Here is a 25,733-nt window from a genome sequence, read left to right as displayed (position 1 = left end):
CAGACAGCCACCGACCACGACGACTGAGTTAAACGAGTTCCCGTGAAGTGGCGGCGTCCGTGGTTGCAAACCTGACATTCCCACCGCTGAGCGGAACCGAAGCTTCCGCGGTGCTCGGAAATCGTTGCTTTCCATCCGCTCGGGATTCCTCCCCGTGAACGCGGAGGAGGATGTCAATCAGCCGTCGTGGTCGCCGTACTCCCGGCCGCCGACCACCCGTCGGTATTCGACGGAATCGGCTCTCGACCTCGTCTGGCCCGTCTTTTCTTCGGGAACGTCGAGTCGCGTCATCACCGTCGCTCGAGTCCCGACGGGTGGAGTTCGCTTCGAAGCCTTTATCCGCACGGTAGCACTCCGTTTTCGTAAGTAACTACGATGTCCGAGAAACCCGCCTCAATGTACCGGGAGATCAGTAAGCCGGCCTACACGCGCCGCGAGTACATTACTGGGATCCCGGGCTCGAAGATCGCACAGCACAAGATGGGCGACATCGGTGCCGACGCCGAAGACTACCCGATTCAGATCAGCCTCGTCACCGAGGAAGAAGTCCAGATCCGACACGGGAGCCTCGAGGCGTCGCGCCTGTCGGCCAACCGCCACATGCTGAAAAACGCCGGCGAGAACAACTACAAGATGATCCTGCGCAAGTTCCCCCACCACGTCATCCGGGAGAACAAGCAGGCGACCGGCGCAGGGGCAGACCGTGTTTCCGACGGGATGCGCCAGGCGTTCGGGAAGATCGTCGGCACCGCCGCACGCATCGACGCCGGCGAACGAATCTTCACGGTCTGGTGTGACGTCGACGACGCCGAACACGCCAAGGAAGCGTTCCGTCGCGCCTACAACAAGATCACGCCGCCGTGCCGGATCGTGGTCGAGAAAGGCGAAGAGAAACTGATCGCGTAACGTCGTTTTGCTGCGGTGTGCTTTCTGCCACCGCTTGCGTATCGGTTCGTCGATTAGCCACGCGTCACGAAGCGTCTTTCGGGCTTGCGGTTACGTCTTCTCCGCTTCCGAGGGTCTCCGTATCCGCCGCCGTTTCCTACTCCGTAGGGTTCAGTCCACCGTGGCTCGAGAGCATCGGGGCTCGTCTCCCGCTGCTTTGTGGCTCTCGCAGCTGCTCGAGTGGTCCGTCGGGAGCGTCACGCTGGCATCCGTCGGTCGACGGCGATCAACAGAATAACGGCAACTCGTCGAGCCGATCGGTGTATGGAGCGACGCCGAGCCCTCGTCACCGCTGGCGGTCTCTTTCCGATGGCGATCTCTGGCTGTGTCTCGCGGTCGTCCGAGCCTGAAGACCTGGACGAGGACGACCCACCGGACCCCGTCGTCGAAGACGTCCGTATCCCCGCAGTCGAGCACGTCGACCGGAACGGCATGCCACTCATCGAACCGATCGACGAAGACGCCGATTCGGCCCTCGAGTTCGCCGGAACGTTCGAAAACGCCGGCGATGCCGGCGACGCTGTGATCTCGCTGTATCTCCTCGAGGCCGACGGTACCGACGAGTCCGCCCTCGTGGCCGGTGCTCCCGCTCGCGGGACCGTCGCTCGTTTCGCGGCGGGCGAACGGCGGGAAATCGTTTTCGACGACGTTTCGCCACAGGAATACGATGCCTACTTCCTCGAGGCTCAGATCGGGAGCGTCGAGGCGGACGTTCGAAACGACGGCGAAGCTGGGAAAGTGGAGGTCGTGCTCACCGGACCGGGTGGTCAGCGGGCGGACGAACGTCGGACAGTCGAGATCGACGCGGACGGGACCGAGACGATCTCCTTCGACGGGCCGTTCATGCGGGAGTCGTACGACGTACGGGCGGAGCCGGTCGACGAGTAGCTTCGATCGCTGTGGTCTTGCTCGTCTCTTCGTGTCGGGTTACGAGCCAGCTTTTTTCCCTCCTACTTCCCAGTTCCGAGTATGATCGATCTCGCGGTCGCGAACGATCAGGAGACGTTCCAGCGAATGCGCGACCCACTCGAGGAACGCGGCGTCCGTGTCCATCACGTGCCCGCCAGCGAGCGCGTGGTTTCACTGACCGACCCCCCGTGGGAGCCCGACGAGTACGACGGCGGCTTCGTCTACCCCGGCCGGTTGATGGAAGGTGGCGTCGCCGACGCACTCCTCGAGATTCCGTGGCTCAACGACCACGAGACGGTGCTTACGTCGCGAAACAAGGCCGAAGTGCTCGCTCGTCTCGAGCGGGCCGATCTTCCAGTCCCCGACTCGACGTACGTTTCGAACGACGTGAGCGAGGCCACACTCGTCGAGGTCTTCGAGCGGTTCGAACCGCCGGTCGTCGTGAAGCCGAACTCGACGACACGAGGGGTCGGCGTCGCGAAGGCTCACGACCTCGATTCCTTTCTGGGGCTCTGTGACTACCTCTCGCTCGTTCACGACTATCGGGCGACCGGGGATCGCTCGTTTCTCGTCCAGGAGTATCTCCCCGATGCGACCGACTACCGCGTGATGGTGCTCGAGGGCGAGTACGTCGGCGCGGTCGAACGACGGCTTCCCGACGACGCGGTCGCGGACGGCCAGTGGAAACACAACGTCCACCGTGGCGCGGAGGCGACCGGAGTCGAGCTCCCCTCGAGGTACCGGGAGTTGGCCGAGTCGGTCGCCGACGTACTCGAGATTCCGTTCGTCGGCGTCGATCTCCTCGAGACGGACGACCGCCTCGTCGTCAACGAGACCAACGCCCGTCCGACGATCGACGAGGCCACGAAGTACGAGGACGGGTTTTACGATCGGCTCGCCGAGGCGATACGAGCCGTTGCGGACGGGCCCCGGAGCGACCGAGACGCCCTCTCGTGACTCGGTTCGGCGATCGCTCGGCCGGTCGCGATGGCAGTAACTCGTTCGGTCATCACTCGATGGCAGTCCGTTTCTAACGCCTCGAGAATCCACCACGAGCCCGGCTCCGACCGATGCCGAACTCCCGATCCAGGACAGAACGGAACCGGACCGACGCACGTAGTGGCAGTCGAGAACCCGTTGCGACCGCGACGTTCCTACTCGAGACTGATACCCGAGGATTTCTCGGCCGGCTCGAAGACGACCTCGAGGACGCCGTTGTTGTAGGTGGCGGAGGCAGTGTGTTCGTTGACCCGACGCGGGAGCGAGACCCGTTCGTCGTACTCGCGGTGCTCGCTGCTGGCCGAGATCGTCAGGGTCTTGCCATCACACTCGAGTTCGATGTTGTTCTTCTCGACTCCCGGGAGGTCGGCGACGACGCGGATCTCGTCGTCGGTGTCGTGGATGTCGACGTGGGTATCGCTTCCGAACCCGTTGTTGCTACCAGTGCCGGTGCCGGGACCGGGACCGCCGGCCGAATCGAAATCGACGTTGGTATCGGCACCACTCATCATCTCGTTCATCATTCGCTCGATCTCGCGAAAGAGATCGTCGAAAGGTTCGTCACGGTCGTCTCGACGCATGGATGTTCGTAAGCATGGGAGGTGCAAAAACTTTCCCCGGATCGACGGGTCTGACAGGGAACGGAAACGACGGCTGATCGGGTCAGCCAGTACTGTTCGAGAACGCCCAGCGGCTGATCGGTCCCGTCTTTCGATGGCGGGTCGATCGGTCCTGCGATAGTCGACCTGCTGTAACTAGTTACCGCCGATCGCCAGAACGAGGTCGGCGATCGGGGTAACTGACTACAGCGAACCGTCTCAGTCGTCCGCCGGCGACTCGTCCGGCGTGCGTCGCACGGCCGTGAGGTCGGTCCGATCGTGGAGATAGCCGAGGTCGATTCCAAGCGTCTCGTTCGTGAGCGCTCGACTCTCCGGGCCGGACAGTTCGCCCTCGAGTGCTCGGATCGCATCGACGTTTTCGGGAACGACGTCGGCCTCCTGGTGGATCGCCTGCATGCAGTACAGGTCCTTCCCCTGGAGGGTCAGTGACTCTTCCCAGAGGCAGTTCTCCCAGATGTCGCCGCGTGGACGACCGGCGTCCTGTGCGAGGTCTTTGAGAGTCCCGGCTCCGTCGATACCCGCGTAGTCGGGGATCGTGAGGATGCGGTCTTCGGCTCGGTACAGGTCCGTCACTTCCCCGACGTCGTCGGGGCGTTCCTCGAGGGTGACGTTGACCGAGTGGACGTGCATCATCGTCGTCGGAACTTTCAGACCGATCGTGTCGATGTCGAGTTCGGGGAAGACGGTCTGGACGTCCGGGCCGTGGTGGGACGGAATCGATACCGGATCCGGAACCGTGTCGTTGATCGGACCGCGGCCGGTCTGATCGGGGTCGCCGCCGCGGCGAACCAGCGTCACTCGAGCTTTCTCGACGCCGTAGTTCTCGTGAAGCGGGGCGAGGAAACGGGAGAGACCGGTCGTGTTACAGGAAACGACCCGTGCGTACTCCGCGTCTTCGGCTTCGTCGTAGTTCGCGCGGGCGTTGAAGCTCACTTCGGCGACGGTTGCATCCTCGCCACCCTGGAAGAGCGCGGGGGTACCGTGGCGTTCGTACAGCGGGCGGTTCTCGGCACCGATCCCCGATGGCGTCGCGTCGACGATAATATCGCTTTCGGCGACGAGGTCGTCGACGCTGCCGGCGAGATCGATGCCGATCTCGCGGAACCCGTCGGCACGGTCCTCGTCGACGGCGTAGACGGGATACCCCTCTTCGTCGGCCCCAACTGCGACGTAGTCGGGGCTGCGTTTCCCGACGCCGTGGACCTCCATGTCGGGCTGTTCCCGGATCGCATCCGCGACGCGTTTGCCGATGGTTCCGTACCCGTTGATTCCGACCCGTATCATACGGGTCTATCTCCACCGTCGACGCTCATAACCTTTTTGCAGTAAATTGATAGATGTTAACTCGAAATTGAGTAACTAGGATACAAATGCCGGACGGTAGTGTGTTCCTACGTGCAAATGAACTCTAACGTATATATTTGTCAAATGGTACTCGCTTGCAGTTGCCGACACGTCACGTCTCCTCGACTGTGATCGGTAGATATATAACGGTTCTAAACTGGGGAACAAATTTAACGCTGGGGTTCCTACTACTCGAATATGAGTGAACTTTCGTACAATGGGGTCGAGGGAACAGTCCGCATCGGGCTCAACGGATTCGGGCGAATCGGCCGAAACGTCCTGCGTGCGTCACTGTCGTACGACGACGTCGAGATCGTCGCTATCAACGACGTGATGGACGACGACGACATGGAGTATCTGCTGCAGTACGATTCCGTCCACGGACGACTCGAGGACGTCTCCCGGGACGGCGACACGCTTTCGGTCGGCGACCAGGAGATCGACCTCCTCTCCGAGCGCGACCCCACGGAACTGCCTTGGGACGAACTCGACGTCGACGTCGCGTTCGAGGCGACCGGTCTCTTCCGGACCCACGACGAGGCCGCCCAGCACCTCGAGGCCGGAGCCGAGAAGGTCGTCATCTCGGCCCCGCCGAAAGGCGAGACGGAGGTACCCATGTTCGTCTACGGCGTCAACCACGAGGAGTACGACGGTGCAGACGTCGTCTCGAACGCCTCCTGTACGACCAACTCGATCGCACCGGTCGTGAAGGTCCTCGAAGAGGAGTTCGGTATCGAGTCGGGGCTGCTCACGACCGTCCACGCCTACACCGGCTCGCAGGAACTCATCGACGGACCGAGCAGCAAGCGCCGCCGCGGTCGCGCCGCTGCCGATAACATCGTTCCGACCACGACCGGTGCTGCAGTCGCCACCACTGAAGTGCTCCCCGAACTCGAAGGGAAACTCGACGGCATGGCGATGCGTGTACCGGTCCCGAACGGATCGATCACCGATCTCACCGTCGACCTCGAGGCCGACGTTACGAAAGCCGACCTCGAGGCGGCGATCCGCGAGGCTGCGGACGGCGAGCTCGCCGGCGTCCTCGGTTACACCGACGAGGAGATCGTTTCCCGCGACATCGTCGGGCTCCCGTTCTCCTCGTACGTCGATCTCGAGGGGTCGATGGTCCTCGAGGACGGCCTCGTGAAGGTACTCGCCTGGTACGACAACGAGTACGGCTTCTCGGAGCGAATGCTCGATCTCGCGACCTACGTGATCGCCGAGTCCGAAGACATCGACGCGGATACCAAAGAAGCGGTCCCACGGTAACCCACGGCCGCTCGCCGCGACTCTTTCCCACCCTTATTTGACCGCTTCGGTCCATCTACGAACCACGAGCACGGAGCCAGCCATGAGCACGACGACACCGACATTCCAGACGATCGACGATCTCGAACCGGGACAACAACTGCTCGTCCGTATCGACGTCAACGCTCCCGTCGAGGACGGGGCCGTTCAGGACAACCGGCGGTTCGCCCGCCACGCCGACACCGTCGCGGAACTGCTCGCGGACGACCACGCCGTCGCCCTGCTCGCCCACCAGGGTCGGCCGGGTCGTGACACGTTCGTCTCCCTGGAGGAACACGCCGACATCCTCGCCGACCACCTCGGACGAGAGGTCGCGTTCGTCGACGACACCTTCGGCGACGACGCCCTCGAGGCGATCGGCGGACTCGAGTCCGGCGACGTCCTCCTCCTCGAGAACGCCCGGATGTGTGACGAGGAACTCCCCGAAGAGGACCCGGACGAGAAAGCCGACACCGAGTTCGTCCGGACGCTCGCCCCCGAGTTCGACGCCTACGTCAACGACGCCTACTCGGCGGCCCACCGCTCACACGCCTCGCTCGTGGGCTTCCCGCGAGTGATGGACGCCTACGCGGGCCGCGTGATGGAGACGGAGTACACCGCGAATTCGGCGATCCAACAGCGGGAGTTCGACGGGCCCGTGACGATGGTGCTCGGCGGGACGAAGGCCGAGGACCTCATCCCGGTCATCGAGGAGGTCGACGATACCGTCGATCGCTTCTGTCTGGGCGGGATCGTCGGCGAACTCTTCTTGCGCGCCGAGGGCCACGACGTCGGCTACGACGTCGAGGGAACCGAGTTCTTCGACCACCAGTGGGAGAACCACGCCGACACCATCGAACGCGTCCTCGAGGAGTACGGCGATCGGCTCAACCTCGCGAGCGACCTCGCCTACGAGGCCGAGAGCGATGAGCGCGCCGAACGGACGGTCTCGGACATCGAGAAGGGCACGTCGTATCTCGACGTCGGGACCGACACTGCCGAGGAGTACGCCGACCTCGTCGCCGAATCCGAGGCCGTCTTCGTCAAGGGTGCGCTCGGCGTCTTCGAGGACGAGCGGTTCGCCGACGGCACCGTCGAGGTGCTCTCGGCGATCGCCGAGACGGACTGTTTCTCCGTGGTCGGCGGCGGCGACACCTCGCGAGCGATACCCATGTACGACCTCGAGGAGGACGACTTCTCGCACGTCTCGGTCGCCGGCGGCGCGTACGTCCGCGCGCTCACGGGTGAGCGACTCGTCGGAGTCGAGACCCTCGAGGCGGCTGCCGACTCCGCGTAGTCGGGCCGGAACCAGCCGTTCACGACCCTTCCGGACCGAAGAAGGCAAAACCTATCGGCGCGACGGGCGGACGTAGTACTATGTCCGAACTTCGAACTGCTGCCGAAACTGCCGTCCAGCAGTGCCTCGAACTCGAGGGCGAGGAGTCCTGCGTGGTCGTCACGGACGACGAACGGGAACCAATCGGTGTGGCCCTCTACGAGGTCGTCCGCGAGGTAACCGACGACGCGACGATCGTCCGCTACCCGCCGGGCGAGCAACACGGAGCCGAACCCCCGGCACCGGTCGCGGCCGCCATGGAAGGAGCAGACGCCTTCCTCGCGCCGACGACGAAGAGCCTGAGCCACACCCGCGCTCGATCCGACGCGACCGACGAGGGAGCCCGGGGTTCGACGCTGCCTGGAATCACCGAGGAGGTGTTCGTCACCGGACTCGACGCCGACTACGATCGCATCGCCGACGAATGCGAACGCACCCTCGAGCGCGTCGCCGACGCCGACGAGGTCCGCGTGACGACCGACCTGGGGACCGACATCACGTTCGCGGTCGGCGATCGGGAGTGGCACGACGACACCGGCGACGTGAGCGATCCGGGGTCGTTCTCGAACCTCCCCGCGGGCGAGGTGTTCGTCAGCCCCGAATCGGCCGACGGCACCTACGTCGTCGACGGAACGATGCGGCCCCACGGACTGCTCGAGGGCCGTGAACTCGAGTTCGTGGTCGAGGACGGCCTCGTCACGGAAATCTCGGACGACGAGATTCGTGCACAGGTCGACGAAGCGGCCGACGAGGTCGGCGACGCGGCGTACAACCTCGCCGAACTCGGCATCGGGACGAACGTCGGTGTCACGGAACTCGTCGGATCGGTCCTGCTCGACGAGAAGGCGGCGGGGACGATTCACATCGCCATCGGCGACAACGCCAGTATCGGCGGCGAGACGGAAGCCCCGATCCACCTCGACGGCATCGTCCGGGACCCGACGGTGTACGCCGACGGTGAGGAGATCGAACTTCCCGAAGCGTAGCGACGCCGACGCGAGCGCCTCGAATCGGACCGGTCCGGCACGGATCAGGTCCAATCGCCTTTTAGGTGCGTGGCCGCTACGAGGTGTTATGAGCGATTCATCTGAGCTGCCGGATCGGGTGCCGACGCCCTGTCCCTCCTGTTCGCCCGACCTCGAGACCGTTCACGAGGTCCTGACCGCGACGGAGGGTGGAGGCACGGTCACCGTCCGCTGCAGCGAGTGCGATCACGTTCACAAGGTACAGCCCGAACGAACGCCGGAAGTAACCCTCGACGTCGTCGTCTCCCAGGACGGCGAGTCGTTCACGGCCAACGTCACGACGCCCGAAGACGAAACCATCGAGGTCGGCGACGAGTTCCTCCTCGAGACCGAGGCGGTCCTCTCGACGGTTCGCGTGACGAGCGTCGAACTCGAGGGCCACAAACGAGTCGAGGAGGCACCAGCCGACGAGATCGAGACCGTCTGGACGCGCGAGGTCGACAACGTCGCGGTCAACGTGACGATCCACCCACAGGACGGCTCGCGCAACGATAGCCGGTCGATCACGGTTCGCGTGCCTGGTGACTACGAGTTCGAGGTCGGCGAAGTAGAGGAGTTCGGCGACGACGAGTTCGAGATCGACGCCTTCGTCGTTCGTGGCGATGCCGCCGGCTACGATCGGGATCGCTACGAGATCGAGGGTGATACGGTGCTCGCGAAAGACGCCAAGCGCGTGTACGCCTACGACGAACAGACGAGCGCCTGGTCGGCCTGGTAAGCCTCGAGTCTCCGTCTTTGCCGCTTCTCTCTCTCTTTCGGTCCCACTGATCGCGAATCGCGGTGGTTCGTATAGTCACCACTGCACGTCAGTGTGCACCTGATCGCCAGGCGGATCGGCGATCAGTGCGCGACGGGAGTGTCCTGTAGTCGTCAGCTCCCTGCTCGAGTTTCACCCAGCAATTTCGCCCTACTACCTATTGCTCGCGAGCGCGTACTGTCGCCCATGTTCGATCGCTTCGGGTCCGACGACCCTGGCGACGCCGACGACTACGAAACTGCCCGTGAGCGAATGGTCCGGGCAGTCGCTTCCCGGGTCGACGACGACCGCGTTCTCGAGGCGCTCGCGGCTGTCCCTCGCCACGAGTTCGTCCCGCCCGACCGACGCGACAGCGCGTACGAGGATCGACCGTTGCCGATCGGGGACGGCCAGACTATCAGCGCCCCGCACATGGTCGCGATCATGGCCGACGAACTCGACCTCGAACCCGGCGACGACGTCCTCGAGGTCGGGACGGGCTGTGGCTACCACGCGGCGGTCACCGCGGAACTCGTCGGGCCAGCACACGTCTACAGCGTCGAATACGGCGAAGAGCTGGCTGAGGGGGCCCGAAAGCGACTGTCGGAGACGGGCTACGGTGAGGTTTCGGTGAGAACCGGGGACGGACGGAACGGCTGGCCCGAACACGCGCCCTACGACGCGGCCTACCTCACCTGCGCGACGGCGGAGCTACCCGACCCCGTCCTCGCGCAGATTCGTCCCGGCGGCCGACTGCTCGCCCCGGTCGGCACGGGTTTCCAGACGCTCGTGGAGGCGATCAAACGCGATGATGGGTGCCTCGATCGACAGGAACACGGTGGGGTCCGCTTCGTTCGGATGCGCGGGTAACCTACCCGAGCAAGCGCGCCATTGATTACGCCCGGACCGGTAGCCCGACTAGATATGGACCCCGCGGTACTGCGAGAGGACATGGTCGACGGCCTCGAGTCGCCGACCAAAGGCGTCCTCGCAGACGAGAACGTGGCCGTCGCCATGCGCGACGTGCCTCGCCACGAGTTCGTCGACGACGAGCGGGCGGCCTACGCCGACCGCGAACACGAAGCGCTCGGGACGCGCGTGCTCGCTCCCAGCACGGTTGCCCGGCTCTTCGAGGTACTTTCCGTCGAAGACGGCGACAGCGTACTGATCGTCGGCGCTGGCGTCGGCTACACGGCCGCCGTGGCCGCCGAACTCGCCGACGAGACGGCTGTCCACGCCGTCGACATCGCCCGTCCGTTGGTCGCCGAAGCCCGGAACAACCTCGCCAGCGCCGGGTACGACGGCGTTCTCGTCGACTGTCGCGACGGTGCGGACGGGCTGCCGGAGTACGCACCGTTCGATCGCATCCTGCTCGAGGCCGCGGCCGTCGATGCCCCGCGGGCGCTGTGCGAGCAACTCGCTCCGGCCGGACGGCTGGTCTTCCCGCGGGGATCGCAACGACAGCGACTCGTCGCCGTCTCGCCTGGTGGTGACCGGCGGGAGTTCGACGTCGTCTCGTTCGATCCGCTGCTCGTCGACGGCGAGCAGTCGGGCGCGGTCGAACGAAATCGGACGACACGAGAGGACAGAGAGCGGGCGCGCCGTCGTGCCGAGTCTCGTACCGGCTGGGAGCAACGCTGGATCGAGTGGGACGAGCGCGTCGAATCGAACTGACGGCCACGACCGTCGCTCGTGGGGTTCGTTCGTTACCGTCTCGAGTCGGAGTGTGAGGTACGGAGTCGGAACTGTCGAACGTAACGCCACAAAACGAAAGTGGGGATTGGGGATTGGGGGATTAGGTGGCGACAGTACCGCGAATCGCCATCCGATCCTATGTCGTACTGGCGATTAAGTATGATCTATAACTGTTTAGTGGTCCTTTTGAGGCGGTACTAATCATTTAGAGCCCATCGAACGCCAGCGACGTCAGCTTCCGTTCCGCGGCTCGCAGGTGATAGTGATACGTCGGCGCAGAGATGCCAAGTGCTGCCGCGAGAGCTTCGCCCGTGCTCTCCCGGGGCCACTCGAAGAACCCGCCGTAGTAGGCCGCCTGCAGAGCCTCGAGCTGTTTGGCCGTGAGTCGTTCCTCGAGGTGGGTATCGAGTTGTCGCGCCGACGGGGTGGCACTGGTTTCTCGTCGTGCGCGAAGTTCAGTTTCCGGGTACTCCGCCCGAATCGCCTCGATCAGTTCCCGGGCGTCGACACCCTGTGGCACCTCGAGAACGATCGTCGCCGCTTTCCCGTCACCCGTGATCGTGCCCACGCGAACGTCGTAGCTGCCGATGATCTCGAGAAACGGGGTCGGTTCGGAGGTCACCTCGAGCAGCCGCTCGTCGTCGCCAGCCGAGACCGTCGCGGTCGACCGAACGAGGGCAGACCCGTCGGCCACGGGCCCCGGGTCGGCGTCGGCAGGCACGCTGACGAAACTCACTATCTCGTCCCCGTCGCGGTCGATAAGCCCTTCGAGAGTCACGCGACCGTCGATCCGTGACTGGAGCCGGTTGAACAACAGCCGGTCGTCCCGACATTCGAGTTCGAGCTCGAGTCGGCCGTCGGCGAGCATCGCCCGCGTTCGCTCGACCGACCGAATCGCGTGCCCGATCGTCTCGCCCAGCTCGGCCAGCACGGCCCGCTCCCGCTCGGTGATCGAGTCGACGCCGCCGACGTGGACGACCAGGGAGCCGTACTGGCGTTCTTTGCCACCGATCGGGACGGCCAGAACCGTCTGGAAACCGTGGGTGAGCGCCTCCTTGCGCCGACGATCCCACCCGTCGGCCTCGAGGACGTTCCCGACGACGGCAACCTGCTCGTGTTCGAGTGCTTCGCGGATCAGTTCGCGTTCGGGCGCACACTCGCCGTCGTCGCGGAGGCGGTCGACGTAGGTCGCGTCGACGCCGTTCCATTCGCTGGGTTCGGGCGGGTCGTCGGTCGTCGCGATCCAGGCGAAGCGGTAGCGGTCGGTATCGGCGAGCCGTTCGCAGACGGTCGACTCGATCTCCCCGCGGGTCGAGGCTCGCGCGATCCCGTGGTTGATTTCGCGGACGATCCCGTTCGTGTGGTTGAGCCGTGTTAGTTCCTCGTTTTGCCGGGTGAGCGTCCGATCGCGTTCACGAAGTAGTTCCTCGCGTTCCGCCCGGTCGAGTGCGGCCTCCGCGTTCGCCGAGAGCACGTACAGCAGCTCCGTCATCGTCTCGTCGACGCCCGACTCGCTTTCCGTTCCCGCGACCAGGACCCCGTGGGTGCCAAGCGGGACGATCACCTCGGTTCGTTTCGCATCGAGTGGCTCACTCCGGTTCTCGACCGAACCGACGGTGACGGCGTCGGTCGGCTCCCGTCCCTCGATGGTCCGACTGTCGCCTTCGGAAAAGACGTCCCAGATAGCCCCGTCGCCGCGTTCGAAGCGTTCGGCGAGATCGGTACCAGTTCGGGAGCTCGGCCCGAGGCCCGCTGTCGACTCCGGGCCCGTCGTTCCCGTGGGATCGGCTGCTGTCGTCGGCTCGATCCTGGACCGACGCCCGGCCGCCGCCGCGACCAACTCCAGGGCACTGTCCGTCGGATCGAACGCGTACGCCGCGACGGCCGGCAACTCGAGAATTTCTCGAGCGGTCTCGACGGCGGTCCGGTAGATCTCCGCCTTGTTCTCGGCGCGCATCAACTCCCGCGTCGTCTCGTGGAGGGTCGTCACCGTCCGCTGGTAGCGGTGCTCGTTTGCCCGGAGTTCGGCTTCGGTCCGGTGTTGTTCGACGGCGTTGACGACCTCCTTTGCCAGCACCGCATACTGTTCGTCGCCGGTTTCTTTCCGCAGGTACTGGGTCACGCCGGCGTCGATCGCTTCGCTTGCGACTGCCTCCGACCCCCTGCCGGTAAAGAGGATGAAAGGAAGAGCAGGCCGATCCTCGCGGACGCGCTCGAGCAATTCGAGCCCAGTCAGCCGCGGCATCTCGTAGTCGCTGACGATGCAGTCGACCGTCGGCTCGCCGGTAGACTCGAGTCGCTCGAGGGCATCGTCCGGGCTCGTCGCCGGTTCGGCGTCGATCGCCCCGCGTTCGCGCTCGAGCATTTCACAGACGAGTTCCGCGAACCCGGGTTCGTTGTCGACGACGAGAACGGTGACGTCGGCGGTCATCGATTCGAGAATCGCCCCTCGAGGTCGCGGACGATGCCGGCCCCTGTCGCCGTCGGCCACGGGTCGCGTTCGGTCGGTTCGTTTCGAATCACTACTACGTGCTCTGTGTGTCGGAGGAAATATATTTTTCTCAGCGCCCGCTGCCGTTTCGCCGGCTCCACCCTGCTTTCGGGCCTGCTACGGGGCCTGTTGCCGTCGGCCTACGACGTGCTTTCGAGACCGAATTCGAGAGGACGACCCGGAGACGGCACCATCCCAGAGACGTGTGTCGCTATCCGAAGCTAGGAACGTAGTTCGCGGAAGAAGACGCCCGAGGCGGGATTTGAACCCGCGTCACAACCGTGACAGGGTTGTATGATGGGCCACTACACCACCCGGGCACGCANAGAAGACGCCCGAGGCGGGATTTGAACCCGCGTCACAACCGTGACAGGGTTGTATGATGGGCCACTACACCACCCGGGCACGCATCCCTTCCTTTCCCGGTTACAGTATTAAGGGTTTTGTTCTCGACTGCCCTTGGTCCGCGGTGACGCAGCCCCGAAATCGAACTCTGGGCGATATCCCGGCTGGATATCGATCGATCACCGGCTGGCTACCGACACCGAGGAAGACGGCGGCCCCGAAGCGACACGTCACTCGTCGACCGCGACCAGATCGGTTTCCTCGTCGTCGATGCCGTCTCGAGCCACGTCGTCGTTGTCGTCCGTCTCGGAGTCGGCGGGCTGTCCGTCGTTCGCATCACCGCTATCGTCGGTCTCGAACTGGTCGACGAGGGTCTGGAGTTCGTCGGCACGTCCGGACAGTGATTCGGCGTTGTTGCCGATCTGTTGTATCGCGCTCGTTTGCTCTTCTGCCGCCGCCGAGACGTTCTGTGCCTCGTCGGCCGTCCGTTCGCTCACCGACGTGACGTCGTCGACCATCGACGCGACTTCCTGTGTGGATTCGGCCTGGTCGTCGGTCGCCTCGTTGATCGACTGGACGCCAGCGTTTGCGTCCTCGACCGCGTCGACGATTCCTTCGAGGGTCTCGACGGTGCGATCGATGGTCGTCCGTCCCTCTTCGACACCGGACCGCATCTCGAAGACGTCGTCGGCCACGGATTCGGTAGACTCCTCGACGGTCGCCACCAGTTCTTCGACCTCCTGGGTCGCCTCGCTGGTCTCCTCGGCGAGCGATTTGACCTCGTTGGCGACCACAGCGAACCCGTCGCCTTCGTCACCGGCCCCGGCGGCTTCGATCGACGCGTTGAGCGCGAGCAGGTTCGTCTCCGCAGCGATGTCGTCGATCAACTCGACGACCTCGCCGATCCGTTCGACCTCCTCACGCAGTGCTTCCATCTCCGTGACGGTGTCGTCTGCTTTCGCTTCGATGTCGTCTATCGTCTCGATGACCTCACTCGCCGCGGCCTGGCCGTCCTGACCCAGGTCGGCGGCCTGTGCGATCTGGTCTGCGACCGTATCCGAGGATGACGCGATCTCCTCGACCGTCGCCGAGAGGTCGCTCATCTCGCTTGCGGCAGTGGCCAACTGCTCGCGCTGCTGGTCCGCCCCGACGGAAATTTCCTCGACGCTCTCTGCAACCTCCGCACTCGAGGCCTCGATCTCTTCGGTCGAAACGGTCACCTCGTCGCTTTGCTCGTCGACCTCCGCGGCGACCCGCTGGATGCGGACGACGAGTTGTTCGACCCCCTCGAGCATCTCGTTTACCGCCTCGCCGATCTCGGTCATCGCCTCGCTTCGACTGTCAGTGTCGACCCGACGGGTAAGGTCGCCGTTGGCCGCGGCCTCGATGTTCGCCCGGTACTCCTCGGCTTTCTCCTCGAGGTGGCGGCTGAGGGCTTCGGCCTCGGCTTTGGCCTCCTGGGCCTCTGCCTGGGCGCGTTCGGCCTCGTCTTTGGCCTCCTGGGCGCGCTCGCGCTCTCGCGTTGCCTCCTCGGCCTGTCGTTCGACTTCCGAGAGCTGTTCGCGCATCGTGTCTCGAATCCGTCGGAACAGCGAGGCGAGTTGCCCGAACTCGTCGGCCCTGCTATCGTCGATCTCCACCTCGAGGTCGCCGCCCTCGATCCCTTCCGCGTACCCCGTCATCTGCTCGAGGGAGTTGTTGATGTCTCGTGAAATGACCGCGCCGACGACGACGAACCCGATCACCGAGAGGCCGATCAACACGAGGATGCTTTGGGTCACGTCCCCGACCGTATCGAACACGGCGTCCTGCGGTGCGATGACGGCGACGGTCCACTCCGCTTCCTCGAGCGGGAGCGTCGCGACGACGGTTCGGTCGTCCTCGACTCGGTCGTGACTCCCATCGGCCTGGCTAACCTGCGCTTCGGAGACGTTACCACCCTCCTGGAGGTCATCGAGTTCGTCGAACAGCTGGAACTCCGTGAGGATGTCTTCCGGTTCCTCGGCGAGCACGACCTGTCCGTTGGGGGAGACGATCTCGATGACGCCGCCGTCGACGGGCGAGGTCAGTAACTCGCTCCGCTCGGCGAGGTCGACGGTAATGACGATAGCGTGGCTCGCCTGCCCGGTCACTGGACTCCCGAACGCCATCCGTGGGCCGTCTTCGATCGCGTACGGCTCGAACGAGGTAGCCGACAGCGCGTTCCCGAACTCGTCGGCGTCGGCCGCCCACGGATACGACGACCGATCGACCGATTCACCGTCGAGCGCATCTCGTGTACTGACCTCGACGGTACTGGTCTCCATATTGTAGTAGTGGACCGCGGTCACGTCCCCGGGAAGCCCCTCGAGGTTTTCCTCGAGGACTGTCCTGATTTGGGTGCGATCGTCGCGCCGAATCTCCGCGTCGCTCGACAGCCGCGTAGCGTCGTTGTGGCGGTCCTGAACGAACTGGTCGAGTCCTTGCACCTCTCGGTCCGCGGCGTTGACCAGCGTCTCTTCCGCGTCGTCCTGGACGCTCGCTTCTACCTGGGCGAGGGTCACGTATCCGGCCCCGATCAACGCGACGGTGAGCACCAGAATCGCCACGGCGATCTTGAAAAAGTAGCGACTACGAACTCTGTTGTAAACCGCCTGAATTGACGAATCCCTCGGTTCGTCGTCCTCTTCACGCCTCATACAGGCTTGTGTGAGATTATCACATTAACTCTATTGGCCCTTCGAGCTTCCCGGACGAAGCGACGTTCGCCGGCAGTGAACATTGTTAGCTCGTAACGCATAGGGGCTACCACTTCTGTCCGGTCTACCGGCAACGGACTCTCACTGGCCACTCGGAAACACCAGCCATGACCGCACAGCGAGAACAGCGCGAACGTCCACGAGCTACCGCTGGGATGAAGCGCGTACGCTCGAGTGGCAGGCCGCCCGTAAGGTGGCCTGCCGAGGTCGGGGCAAGCCCAGCGTGTCCACCCGGGAGCCACACTGACTTCGGAACGCCGGCAGCCGACCGGCCAACGTCCACGTGGTGGTCCCCGTCTGTGACGGACGCTGGTCCGTAGCCAGCACACCCCACGACTGCAGTCGTGGGAGCAGTCAGAGCCCGACGAAACAACCTCCCCTACGGACGTAGCGTCGAGAGGACGACAGTAGTCACTGCAAGTCATCGTCCACCTGTTCGCCGGGCGGGTCGGCGATCACTGTGCAAGTCGTTGCAGTTGTTACGATAGCCAGATCACTGGAGACGGACCGGACTGGGTTTCGTATCACTCTCGCCGTCGGGTCCGATGACTACAGTGCCGTTACTCACGAGATTGCAGCGGAAGAAGACGCCCGAGGCGGGATTTGAACCCGCGTCACAACCGTGACAGGGTTGTATGATGGGCCACTACACCACCCGGGCACGCANGCGGAAGAAGACGCCCGAGGCGGGATTTGAACCCGCGTCACAACCGTGACAGGGTTGTATGATGGGCCACTACACCACCCGGGCACGCATCCCTACGTATCCGGCTGATAGTATTAAGGCTTTTCAATTGAACGGCGTGTGGTACGGGGGATCGGGACACGATATAATCGTTACCTGATAGATCGGTGACTGTTTGTCAATCCGGTTCCCGAGATCGGTCGGAGACAGGACGGACCTTCCGCTGGACGTTCGTCGTTCCCGAGAACACGCGGCGAGAACGGAGACCCCGTTCGTCGACTCTCCCGTTATGCGCCGGCCGGGAATTGAACCCGGGCTATGAGCTTGGGAAGCTCATGTCCTACCACTAGACCACCGGCGCGGTGGAGTTCTTCCGTCGCGTGCCGTCGTTTGCAAACCCGTTGGGTCTGTTGCCGGCACACTGAACTCGAGTGCGTGCCGAACTAGCGGCCGGCATCACTTGAACGTAGCGCTCTCTTCGGGGTCGTGAAACCGATCGTTCGTACAACCTTCGCGCTCGAGGGGAGGGTATTTGTCACTGGGGAACGTAAAACAGGGTAATGATCGACCTGCGGTTTTCCGAATCGGAGCTGAATCGTCGTCGTGATCACATTACGTCGTTCATCGATGACCGAGCCGATGCAGCCGGCGTCGATGGAGCCGTCCTCGGACTCTCCGGTGGCATCGACAGTACGCTCACTGCTTCCCTCGCCGTCGAGGCGCTCGGTTCCGAGAACGTCCGTGGGCTCGTCCTTCCGGCTCGCGTCAGTGGCGACGAGAACATGAGCGACGCCGAACGGGTCGCCCGCGAACTCGAGATCAGCCACGAGGTCATCGAAATCGAGCCGATTATCGACTCGCTGCTGTCGGCCTACCCCGAGGCCGCGGGCGATCACGTCGCCGTCGGGAACGCTCGTGCACGCGTCCGTGCAGTCCTCAACTATCTCGTCGCGAACCACGAGAACCGGCTCGTTCTGGGAACCGGAAACCGAAGCGAAGCCGCCGTCGGTTACTTCACGAAGTACGGCGACGGCGCGGTCGACTGTCACCCGATCGGCAACCTCTACAAGGCCCAGGTCAGACAGCTCGCACACCACGTCGGCGTCCCCGAGGAACTGGTCGAAAAGACCCCGACAGCGGAGCTGTGGGCCGACCAGACCGACGAGGAAGAGATGGGGCTCGACTACGATACGCTCGATGCGATCCTCGCGACTCACGTCGACGGCCCGCTGTCGGTCGCCGCGACGGCCCGGGAACTCGACCTCGAGGTGGAGACCGTCGAGAAGGTCCGCGGGATGTACGAACGCAGCGAGCACAAACGGACGGTGCCGCCGGCACCGGAGTCGCTGAAATAGCAGTCGCCTATCGCCAGACGAGAGGTCCGGTTTCGGATAACACGATCGTTGCCAGCGTCCCGTTTTCGTCTACGGTCAGTCCCCGTCGTTCCTTACACCCTCTCCTTGCGGTCCGGCGTTCGTCCTCGAGCCAGGGTCGACCTCTGCGATCGTCTCACTCGAGGACGTTCTCCACGTCGTCGGCGTGGGCCGCGACCAGTTCGCCGAACGCCGCTGCTTCGCGTCGCTCCTGGGTCGCGCGTTCGTCGTCGTCTCGAAGCCGACGCTTCAGCGTCCCCAACGCATCGTCGGCGTTCGTCGCGATCGCCGCCGCGACCGATCGCGGCTCGGCGTCGATCCGCGAGATCAGCCCCATGCGCAGCGCCTCCTCGGCGTCGACCGTCCGGCCCGTGAGCCCCAACTCGAGGGCGTGTCCCTCGCCGACGATCCGCGGGAGCCGGACAGTCCCGCCCCACGCGCCGAACAGCCCAAAACGGACACCGGGTTCGCCGTAGGTCGAGTCCGGCGTCCCGACGCGGACGTCACAAGCCAGTGCCACCTCGAGTCCCCCACCACGTGCCGGCCCGTCGATCCCGGCTACGACGACTGCAGGCGAGTCGGCGATCGTCCGGGCAACGCGCTGACCAAGGCGGGCGAACGCGTCGGCCCGTTCGGGATCACCGTCTAAGTCGGCCACCGCCTCGAGGTCGGCACCGGCACAGAACGCGGGGCCGTTTCCCTGCAGGTAGACGACCGGCTCGTCTGCGTCGTCGACCGCAGTCTCGAGCGCCTCGAGCCCCTCGACGGTGAGGGCGTTGCGCGCTTCCGGGCGGTCGAAGGTGATCGTCCGCACCTTCGGTTGTGTCTCCGTTCGTGTTCGGCCGGATGGTACGGGCTCGGCGGCATCGTTGTCGTCGACGCGGCCGGTCGTGTCCGAACCGCCGTCGACGGTCTCGACGGTAACGTCTATCACGCCAGTCTGTGGATTCGGCGTTTCCAAAGGTCTTTGCCTACTCCCTCGTAAGGGTCCCCCAATGGAAACGGCCGACAACTGTCGGCGTGCCGCTTTCGAGGCCGTCGCGGACGTCGAACCGCCGCGGTTGCACGACCTGGTGGAGTCCGTCCTCGACGGGGCGTCGATGGTCCCGGGTGTGCTCGCTCTCGAGAGCGCCGCCGCGGTTACCGCAGAGACGAACGCGGCGGCGAACGCGGGTGCCGCCGGGAGAAACGGGGACAGGGAGCGAAAAAAGAACGGTACCGGTACCGGTACCGGTACTGGCACCGAAACTGGAACAGGAACTGCCAACCAATCGCCCGACGACACCATCACCACGACGGGTACCGAAACCGGGACTCTCGACGATGTCGACGGTGTTCTCACGCACGCAGCGGGCGTCCAACTCATTTACGAGGGGTTGCGGCTCACACGGACGCTCGCTCACGAGGAACCGTGGTCGGACTCGGCGATTCCGAACGAGTCGGCGAACGGCGACAGTGTCGCGGATGGAAGGGCCAACTGCCATCCCGGGACGGCCGCCGACCCCGATAGCTCGGTCGCCGGCACCGTCGAAACCGATACGCAGGCCGACCTCGAGATTCTGGCCGCCGACATCCTCGTCGCCCGGGGGTTCTACCTGCTTGCCAGAACGGAAGCCGCCAGCACGGCGGTCAGAACGGTCCAGGCTTTCGGACGCGACCAGACGCGCCGGGAGGAACTCGTCGACGACGACTCGGTCTCCGACCGCGCCGCCGATCTCGACGCCAACCTCGAGCGAGACGTCCTCGAGCTTGCAGTCCGAACCGGTGCCACAGCAGCCGACGAACCGCCGACCGCGGGCTTGCTCTCGGTCGCCGACGAGATCGCGGACGAGGTTGGCACGTCGTTTCCGCCTGCCGAGGCGTGGTTCGACGACTCTGGAGCGGCGATCTCCGAGCGTACCTTCGACCTCGAGGACCCTACGACCGACCGCGCGACCTCCGCAACCGATCCCTGAGTTCGCCGTGCCGACCCGCCGGCACGATGCCGAACAGTTCGCCGTTTTGCCGGAGACGAGTGCAGTAGTCACTCCGAGACGACCGACCACCCCGATCGGTCGCCCCCGCGACCGGCCGAGAACCGAACTACGCCAGACTGGCCCACACACCGGTCCGAATCGAAACCCATAAAGACGACTCGAGACAACGATGAACCACGCGCCTGGGTAGCTTAGAGGTAAAGCGCGTCCTTGGTAAGGACGAGAGCCCGGGTTCAAATCCCGGCCTAGGCTTTCGTCGATTTCTCCGTTTGTGGTTCCAGTTACGCTTCGAGACCGTTCTTTCCCTTCGGTTTAGCGTCTCGAGGAGCTACCTTCCACTTACTCGGACCGTGGTTTCTCTGACCCTCAACACCGGCGCTGTCTGCCAGTTTTCGCAGAGCGATTCGAGTCGACGGTCACCCTCGAGCGCCGAAACCGGGTCGCGTTCGTCTCGTCGTGGACGGCTACGGGAAAAAGTCGGTTTACGTGACGTACAGCGAGTACGCGATCACGAGGAAGCCGGCCAGCATCAGGAGGCTCTCGAGGAGGATGCCGGTCATCAGCCCGACCTCGAGTAGTTCGTAGAGCATGCCCGCGAGCACGAGCCCGAGCGTGACGAGCCCGAAGCCGACTGCGAGCAACCCGAGCGCTCGTTGCCGCGTGCGCCGGTACGCCTTGAACGCGAAGAACGTAATCAGGCCGCCGACCAGCAGGCTGAGCGTCTTGACGACGGTAAGCGCGATGGCGATCGTCGCTTCCGCGGCGTACGGACTCATATCTCGTTGGTGTGAGATTACCGACGACGAACAAGTAGTTTGTCTTCCCGCGCTCGGTTCGGAGGTGGCGGACTCGCCGTCGTCTCCTCGCGAGTCGAGATCGAGTTGACCGTCTTCACGGTCGGATGGGTTCGACGATTGGGGGACTCGAGGTCGAGCGAACCGTTTTCTGCGTGGCGCTCGGAGAGCGAACCGATGACGCGACTCGTCGAACTCGATGGGACCGGTCCACGAAAGCTCGATCCGTCGGACGTCGACGACGAAAAGGGCGACGTGGCGATCTGTCAGTGTGGGCTCTCGGACTCGTTTCCGTTCTGTGACGGCAGCCACCGACGGACGGAAGACGAAGCCGAGGCTGAGACCTACGTTTACCGGGACGGCGAGCGAGCTGTCGTCGATCGAGTGGTGACAGCCGAAGAGGCGGACGGGGAGTGACCGGCCGCTCCGACCGCTGTTCCCCGAGCTGCCAATCGACCACCACGTCCACGTATCGGAGATCGATCCATCAGATCGACCGCGCCGAGTTGAGAACGACCAGTAGGCTACTCGCTGCCATCGCCAGCGCCGCGAACAGTGGGTTCAACATGCCCGTGATCGCAAGCGGGATCGCCACCGCGTTGTAGAAGAACGCCCAGCCGAGGTTCTGCCGGATACGGCTGTGGGTCGACGACGCGAGGTCGAACGTCTCCGCGACCGACTCGAGGTCGTCCCCGAGTATCACGGCGTCGGCGGCGTCGGTTGCGAGTTTCGTCCCGCTGCCCATTGCGATCCCCACGTCGGCGGCCGCCAGCGCGGGGGCGTCGTTGCTCCCGTCGCCGACCATCGCCACGGTGCCACGGGAGCGGAGCCGCCGAACCGTCTCGGCCTTCCCTTCGGGTGGAACGCCAGCGAAAACCTCGCTCACGCCGTCGACGGCGCGGAAGCGTTCGGCCGCTGCACCCTCGTCGCCCGTGAGGACGACGACCTCGCGGCCGGTCGCGAGTGTATCGACGGCCCGTTTCCACTCTTCGCGAGGAGAGTCACCGACGACGATCACGCCACGTGCCCGGCCGTCCCAGCCGACCGTGACCGGGACATCGCCCTCCGCTCGAGCGCAGTCGATCCGCGACGCGAGGGTGTCGGAAACGGTCAGGCCGGACTCGCGGAGGTAGTCGGGGTGACCGACGACGACGCGATCACCGTCGACGACGCCGCTGACGCCACGTCGGTCGCGTTCGAACTCGCCGACGCTGGCGGTTACTCCGACGCCGCCGTCCGCTGTGGCCTCCTCCCTCCGAGGCTCGGCGTCGCCGAACGCGGCATCGGTGATCGCGGCCGCAATGGGGTGTTCGGAGAGTGCTTCGACGGCCCCAGCACGGCTGAGGAGGTCGTCACCCTCGAGCCGACCCGGCTCCCCGGTCGTGGTACGCCCGTCGTCGACGACGACCTCGGTGACGCTCATCGTCCCCGTCGTGAGCGTTCCCGTCTTGTCGAGGACGACGACATCGATCTCCGGGCCGTCCTCGAAGATCGTCTCGGCGGCGACGACGATGCCACGCTTTGCCGCCGCCTGGACGCCGGAGGCGACCGCAAGCGGCGTCGCCAGCCCAAGCGCACAGGGACAGGAGACGATCACGACCGTCAACCCGACCAACAGGGCCGTCGAGAGGCTCGAGCCTGTCGCCAGCAAGATACCGGTCGCGGCCGTTGCCAGGAAGAGCACGAGCGGGACGAAGATCGTCGCGAGCTTGTCAGCGAGTCGCTGGACGCCGGGGCGGGAACTCTGGATGGACCACAGCAGGGAGACGAGCCGGTCGAGGGTGCTCTCGGCGTCTTCGCCGACCTCGACGACGATCGGAGCGTCCGTGACGACGGTCCCGCCGCGGACGGGATCGCCTGCTTCCTTCTCGACCGGCAGCGATTCGCCGGTGACGAGCGATTCGTCGACGGCGGCCGTCCCCTCGATGAGGTCGCCGTCCAGCGGAATCCGTTCGCCGGGATGGACGAGAAGTCGGTCGCCGGACTCGATCTCCTCGAGCGCTGTCTCTTATACACATCTCTNGACGGTCTCGCCGCTCTCGAGGCGGGCCTCGTCGACCTGCTGCTCGGTCAGGTCCGAGAGGAGGCTCGTCGCGCGGCGCTTGATCCGTTCCTCGTAGTAGGTACCAGCAGTGACGACGAGCACGACGGCGACGCTGACGTCGAAGTAGAGGTCCGTCCGGCCAAGCGCCATCGCGAGCGTACTGTACGCGTACGCGCCCACGGCCGCGACGGTAACCAGGAGATCCATGTTCGGCATTCCGGCCCGGAGGCTGACGTACGCGCCGCGAAGTATCGGGTACCCAGTGTAAAAGAGGACGAACGAGGTCATCAGCCAGATGTTCACCGCGACGTAGTAGCCGTCGTACCCGCCGAAGTCCGCGACCGGTTCGTAGCCGAAGTAGGTGGGATAGAGGAAGACGGCGTACCATACCATCACCATCATCCCGAACAGCCCGCCGCCGACGAGGAACTTCACGAGCGCTTCCTCGCCCGTCGCGAGGTCCTCCTCGCCGCCGTCGCGCTCTCTGGTTCGGGCCCTGTAGCCGTAGCCGGAAACGACGTCGGGTAGATCGTCGGCCTCGAGGCGGTCCGGATCGTACACGAGTCGAACCGTCTCCGTAGCGTAACTGGCTTCCGCCGCCAGGACGCCGTCGGCGCTTTCGGCCGTCGTCTCGAGGAACGCTTCGCAGGTCGAACAGTGCATGCCCTCGACCGAGAGGAACGCGTCCTCGGCGTCCTCCTGCTCGAGGACGTGATCCGGGTCGCTGGCTGCCGTCCCGGCGGCGGCTTCGCCGGTGAGTCGCGACTCGAGCGTGCTGATGTCGGGTCCGGGGCCGGGCCCAGGTCCATCTTCGGTTCCGACCGCTCCTACGTCGGCGTCACCGAGCGCACGACTGACTTCGAGACAGCCTCGACAGCAGAACGCCCCGTCGATCCCGCTCCCGGTGATCGGTGGGTCGGGCGTCGGCAGTTCACAGAGGTCGCAAGCGTCGTCGTTGTCATTGGCGTTGGTGCCGTTGTCGTCGCTGGTCCCAGCAGTGCCGGAAGCGGCGTTTCCGTCGGAGGGGGAACTGTCGTGAGCCATCGGATCGGTCACAGCGGTTGGTAGAAGGGAAGCGGTGGGTGCGGCAGCGGAACCCCGTATAGCATCAGCCCGTGCTGGAGCGGGATGTATCCGAGCACGATGAAAGCCGCGCCGAGTCCCCGGTGGAGTCGCAGTCGTGTCTTCGGTTCGATCGTGTTGAGGACCGTCCCGTAGGCAAACAGCGTCGGAATCGTCCCGAGCCCCAGGACCGCAAGCGAGAGGCCGCCCCGCGCCGGTGATCCGAGCGCGAACGCGTAGAGGTAAGCCGGGTAGATGATCGGACACGGGAGCAGCCCGTGGACCGCACCCAGTCCGACGATCCCGGGACCCGTTGCGTAGCGGTCGATGCGGTTCGTCAGGGCCCCGGAGAGACGACCGAACAGGGTTCCGATCACTGGGACGTTGTGCCCCGGAACTGCTGTCGTCCCGCGGAGGTAGTACAGTCCGCTGACGATGATCGCGATACCGACGAGGATGCCGACGGAGCCACGCACCGCGTCCCCGGCCGCGGCGACCCACTCGCTCGAAGTGAACGCCAGCGCGCCGAGCAGGCCGAATAGCGCGCCGATAGCGGCGTAGCTCGCCGTTCGGCCGAGGTTGAACAGGAGATGCTGACGGACCTCGAATCCTGTCAGGGTGTCCTCACGACGCTTGCCGCTCGCGTCGCCGAACCGATCGGCATAGGCGGTCACCAGCGGTCCACACATGCCCAGACAGTGGGCCCCCGCAAGTAACCCGACGACGAGAAAGACCAGCAGGTCGACGGACTCGACACCTGCTGGGACCGTGGTTCCGTGGTCGTGATCGTGACCGGCGTGGGCGAGTATAGCGAGCAGCGATGCGAGAGCGGGTGAGTACATCGTCGATGGAAATGATCGGGTAGTCGAATCAGTCCGTGACCGCCAGGTCGATGCCGGTGGCGGGAACGCGAGTTCGTGGTCCGGTCGGAACTCGGACCCACGTTCGGGTCCGAACGCCGTATCCTCACGTTCGGGTCCGTCTCCGTCTCCGGGTTTGCATTCGGCTCCGGCCCTAGGCCCGGTTCGATCTCGAGTGTCGTTTCCGGTTCGCGGCCGGCTTCCTGTCCGATCAGTACGCGTGGTTGGGTCGCACGGGACGATTCACCGACGTGCAGGCGACGTCACAGCCACTCACGCACCCGTCCCGTTCTCGTCTGCGTGATGATCATCGCCATCGACCGGCGACATCGCGACGTACAGCGCCGCGAAAATAATCACGACGTTGAGGGAAGCGACGAAACCGGCGAGTCCCGGGTGGCCGAACCCGTAGATGACGGTCGGTATCAGCGCAAGCAGTCCGGCGGCCGCTGCGTGTCGGGGAGAGAGG

20 protein-coding genes, 6 tRNA genes and 1 pseudogene are annotated in these 25,733 nt (G+C 64.8%); 13 read left to right on the top strand and 14 right to left on the bottom strand.

Features of this window, described 5'->3' with window-relative positions; translation table 11 throughout:
* The first annotated feature begins 375 nt into the window (after positions 1 to 375).
* From C446_RS14825 to C446_RS14815, 3 genes are all read left to right on the top strand, one after another.
* The gene (locus C446_RS14825) at positions 376 to 906 is read left to right on the top strand and encodes a 50S ribosomal protein L16 (RefSeq protein ID WP_006673935.1); all 531 of its coding nucleotides are present in this window, start codon (positions 376 to 378) and stop codon (positions 904 to 906) included.
* A 303-nt stretch (positions 907 to 1,209) separates the two neighbouring features.
* The gene (locus C446_RS14820; protein WP_006673934.1) at positions 1,210 to 1,833 is read left to right on the top strand and encodes a hypothetical protein; all 624 of its coding nucleotides are present in this window, start codon (positions 1,210 to 1,212) and stop codon (positions 1,831 to 1,833) included.
* Between the two features lie 81 nt (positions 1,834 to 1,914).
* Positions 1,915 to 2,811: an ATP-grasp domain-containing protein gene (locus tag C446_RS14815; protein ID WP_006673933.1), complete on the top strand. Its 897-nt coding sequence runs from the start codon at positions 1,915 to 1,917 to the stop codon at positions 2,809 to 2,811.
* A gap of 197 nt (positions 2,812 to 3,008) precedes the next feature.
* On the opposite strand, the gene C446_RS14810 is transcribed toward C446_RS14815, so the two are convergent.
* Positions 3,009 to 3,434, bottom strand: coding sequence for an Hsp20/alpha crystallin family protein (locus C446_RS14810; RefSeq protein ID WP_006673932.1), 426 nt, complete (start codon positions 3,432 to 3,434; stop codon positions 3,009 to 3,011).
* Between the two features lie 237 nt (positions 3,435 to 3,671).
* Positions 3,672 to 4,757 carry a type II glyceraldehyde-3-phosphate dehydrogenase gene (locus C446_RS14805; RefSeq protein ID WP_006673931.1) on the bottom strand — a complete coding sequence of 362 codons (1,086 nt, stop codon included), beginning with the start codon at positions 4,755 to 4,757 and terminating at the stop codon, positions 3,672 to 3,674.
* Positions 4,758 to 5,015: 258 nt separating this feature from the next.
* On the opposite strand from C446_RS14805, the gene gap reads away from it, so the two are divergent.
* The 6 genes from gap to C446_RS14775 all read left to right on the top strand — a co-directional run bounded on the left by gap (position 5,016) and on the right by C446_RS14775 (position 10,875).
* The gene (gene gap / locus C446_RS14800) at positions 5,016 to 6,086 is read left to right on the top strand and encodes a type I glyceraldehyde-3-phosphate dehydrogenase (RefSeq protein ID WP_006673930.1); all 1,071 of its coding nucleotides are present in this window, start codon (positions 5,016 to 5,018) and stop codon (positions 6,084 to 6,086) included.
* A gap of 82 nt (positions 6,087 to 6,168) precedes the next feature.
* Positions 6,169 to 7,401 carry a phosphoglycerate kinase gene (locus C446_RS14795; protein ID WP_006673929.1) on the top strand — a complete coding sequence of 411 codons (1,233 nt, stop codon included), beginning with the start codon at positions 6,169 to 6,171 and terminating at the stop codon, positions 7,399 to 7,401.
* 80 nt (positions 7,402 to 7,481) lie between these two features.
* Positions 7,482 to 8,426 carry an aminopeptidase gene (locus C446_RS14790; RefSeq protein WP_006673928.1) on the top strand — a complete coding sequence of 315 codons (945 nt, stop codon included), beginning with the start codon at positions 7,482 to 7,484 and terminating at the stop codon, positions 8,424 to 8,426.
* A gap of 88 nt (positions 8,427 to 8,514) precedes the next feature.
* Positions 8,515 to 9,183, top strand: a complete 669-nt coding sequence (locus C446_RS14785) for an HVO_0476 family zinc finger protein (protein ID WP_006673927.1) — start codon at positions 8,515 to 8,517, stop codon at positions 9,181 to 9,183.
* Positions 9,184 to 9,408: 225 nt separating this feature from the next.
* Positions 9,409 to 10,071, top strand: coding sequence for a protein-L-isoaspartate(D-aspartate) O-methyltransferase (locus C446_RS14780; protein ID WP_006673926.1), 663 nt, complete (start codon positions 9,409 to 9,411; stop codon positions 10,069 to 10,071).
* A gap of 54 nt (positions 10,072 to 10,125) precedes the next feature.
* Positions 10,126 to 10,875, top strand: coding sequence for a protein-L-isoaspartate O-methyltransferase family protein (locus C446_RS14775; protein WP_006673925.1), 750 nt, complete (start codon positions 10,126 to 10,128; stop codon positions 10,873 to 10,875).
* A 226-nt stretch (positions 10,876 to 11,101) separates the two neighbouring features.
* Here the strand turns inward: C446_RS14775 and C446_RS14770 are convergent, their stop codons facing one another.
* The 7 genes from C446_RS14770 to C446_RS14740 all read right to left on the bottom strand — a co-directional run bounded on the left by C446_RS14770 (position 11,102) and on the right by C446_RS14740 (position 17,516).
* Complete coding sequence (locus C446_RS14770; protein WP_006673924.1) at positions 11,102 to 13,327, bottom strand: bacterio-opsin activator domain-containing protein; 2,226 nt, start codon at positions 13,325 to 13,327, stop codon at positions 11,102 to 11,104.
* A gap of 307 nt (positions 13,328 to 13,634) precedes the next feature.
* A tRNA-Asp gene (locus C446_RS14765) sits at positions 13,635 to 13,707 on the bottom strand.
* A gap of 12 nt (positions 13,708 to 13,719) precedes the next feature.
* Positions 13,720 to 13,792 (bottom strand) — tRNA-Asp (locus C446_RS14760).
* Between the two features lie 170 nt (positions 13,793 to 13,962).
* On the bottom strand, positions 13,963 to 16,410 hold the full coding sequence (locus tag C446_RS14755; protein ID WP_049920259.1) for a methyl-accepting chemotaxis protein: 2,448 nt from the start codon (positions 16,408 to 16,410) through the stop codon (positions 13,963 to 13,965).
* A 648-nt stretch (positions 16,411 to 17,058) separates the two neighbouring features.
* Positions 17,059 to 17,131, bottom strand: a tRNA-Asp gene (locus C446_RS14750).
* A 17-nt stretch (positions 17,132 to 17,148) separates the two neighbouring features.
* Positions 17,149 to 17,221: transfer RNA gene (locus tag C446_RS14745), tRNA-Asp, on the bottom strand.
* Positions 17,222 to 17,445: 224 nt separating this feature from the next.
* Positions 17,446 to 17,516: transfer RNA gene (locus C446_RS14740), tRNA-Gly, on the bottom strand.
* 199 nt (positions 17,517 to 17,715) lie between these two features.
* On the opposite strand from C446_RS14740, the gene C446_RS14735 reads away from it, so the two are divergent.
* Positions 17,716 to 18,510 (top strand): NAD+ synthase, encoded by a 795-nt coding sequence (locus C446_RS14735; protein ID WP_006673922.1) that lies wholly within the window; start codon positions 17,716 to 17,718, stop codon positions 18,508 to 18,510.
* Positions 18,511 to 18,664: 154 nt separating this feature from the next.
* On the opposite strand, the gene C446_RS14730 is transcribed toward C446_RS14735, so the two are convergent.
* Entirely contained in the window at positions 18,665 to 19,342 is a 678-nt protein-coding gene (locus C446_RS14730; RefSeq protein WP_049920263.1) for an enoyl-CoA hydratase/isomerase family protein, read from the bottom strand.
* A 181-nt stretch (positions 19,343 to 19,523) separates the two neighbouring features.
* On the opposite strand from C446_RS14730, the gene C446_RS14725 reads away from it, so the two are divergent.
* Both C446_RS14725 and C446_RS14720 read left to right on the top strand, forming a co-directional pair.
* A complete protein-coding gene (locus C446_RS14725; RefSeq protein ID WP_006673920.1) occupies positions 19,524 to 20,483 on the top strand; it encodes a DUF7114 family protein in 960 nt (319 codons plus the stop codon).
* 201 nt (positions 20,484 to 20,684) lie between these two features.
* Positions 20,685 to 20,756 (top strand) — tRNA-Thr (locus C446_RS14720).
* A gap of 230 nt (positions 20,757 to 20,986) precedes the next feature.
* Here the strand turns inward: C446_RS14720 and C446_RS14715 are convergent.
* Positions 20,987 to 21,280 carry a DUF7521 family protein gene (locus tag C446_RS14715; protein WP_006673919.1) on the bottom strand — a complete coding sequence of 98 codons (294 nt, stop codon included), beginning with the start codon at positions 21,278 to 21,280 and terminating at the stop codon, positions 20,987 to 20,989.
* Positions 21,281 to 21,475: 195 nt separating this feature from the next.
* On the opposite strand from C446_RS14715, the gene C446_RS14710 reads away from it, so the two are divergent.
* Complete coding sequence (locus C446_RS14710; RefSeq protein ID WP_049920262.1) at positions 21,476 to 21,715, top strand: CDGSH iron-sulfur domain-containing protein; 240 nt, start codon at positions 21,476 to 21,478, stop codon at positions 21,713 to 21,715.
* Between the two features lie 70 nt (positions 21,716 to 21,785).
* Here C446_RS14710 and C446_RS14705 read toward each other — a convergent pair.
* The 3 genes and pseudogenes from C446_RS14705 to C446_RS14695 all read right to left on the bottom strand — a co-directional run.
* Positions 21,786 to 24,386 (bottom strand): annotated as a pseudogene (locus C446_RS14705) (heavy metal translocating P-type ATPase).
* A gap of 8 nt (positions 24,387 to 24,394) precedes the next feature.
* Positions 24,395 to 25,246, bottom strand: coding sequence for a sulfite exporter TauE/SafE family protein (locus C446_RS14700; RefSeq protein WP_006673917.1), 852 nt, complete (start codon positions 25,244 to 25,246; stop codon positions 24,395 to 24,397).
* A gap of 291 nt (positions 25,247 to 25,537) precedes the next feature.
* Positions 25,538 to 25,733, bottom strand: a 196-nt coding sequence (locus C446_RS14695) for a hypothetical protein (protein WP_006673916.1), incomplete at its 5' end; no start/stop codon positions are given.

The organism is Halobiforma nitratireducens JCM 10879, from assembly GCF_000337895.1.
Taxonomy (GTDB): domain Archaea; phylum Halobacteriota; class Halobacteria; order Halobacteriales; family Natrialbaceae; genus Natronobacterium; species Natronobacterium nitratireducens.
Note: the sequence above shows the minus strand (reverse complement) of the source record. Positions and strands in the feature narration are given on the sequence as shown.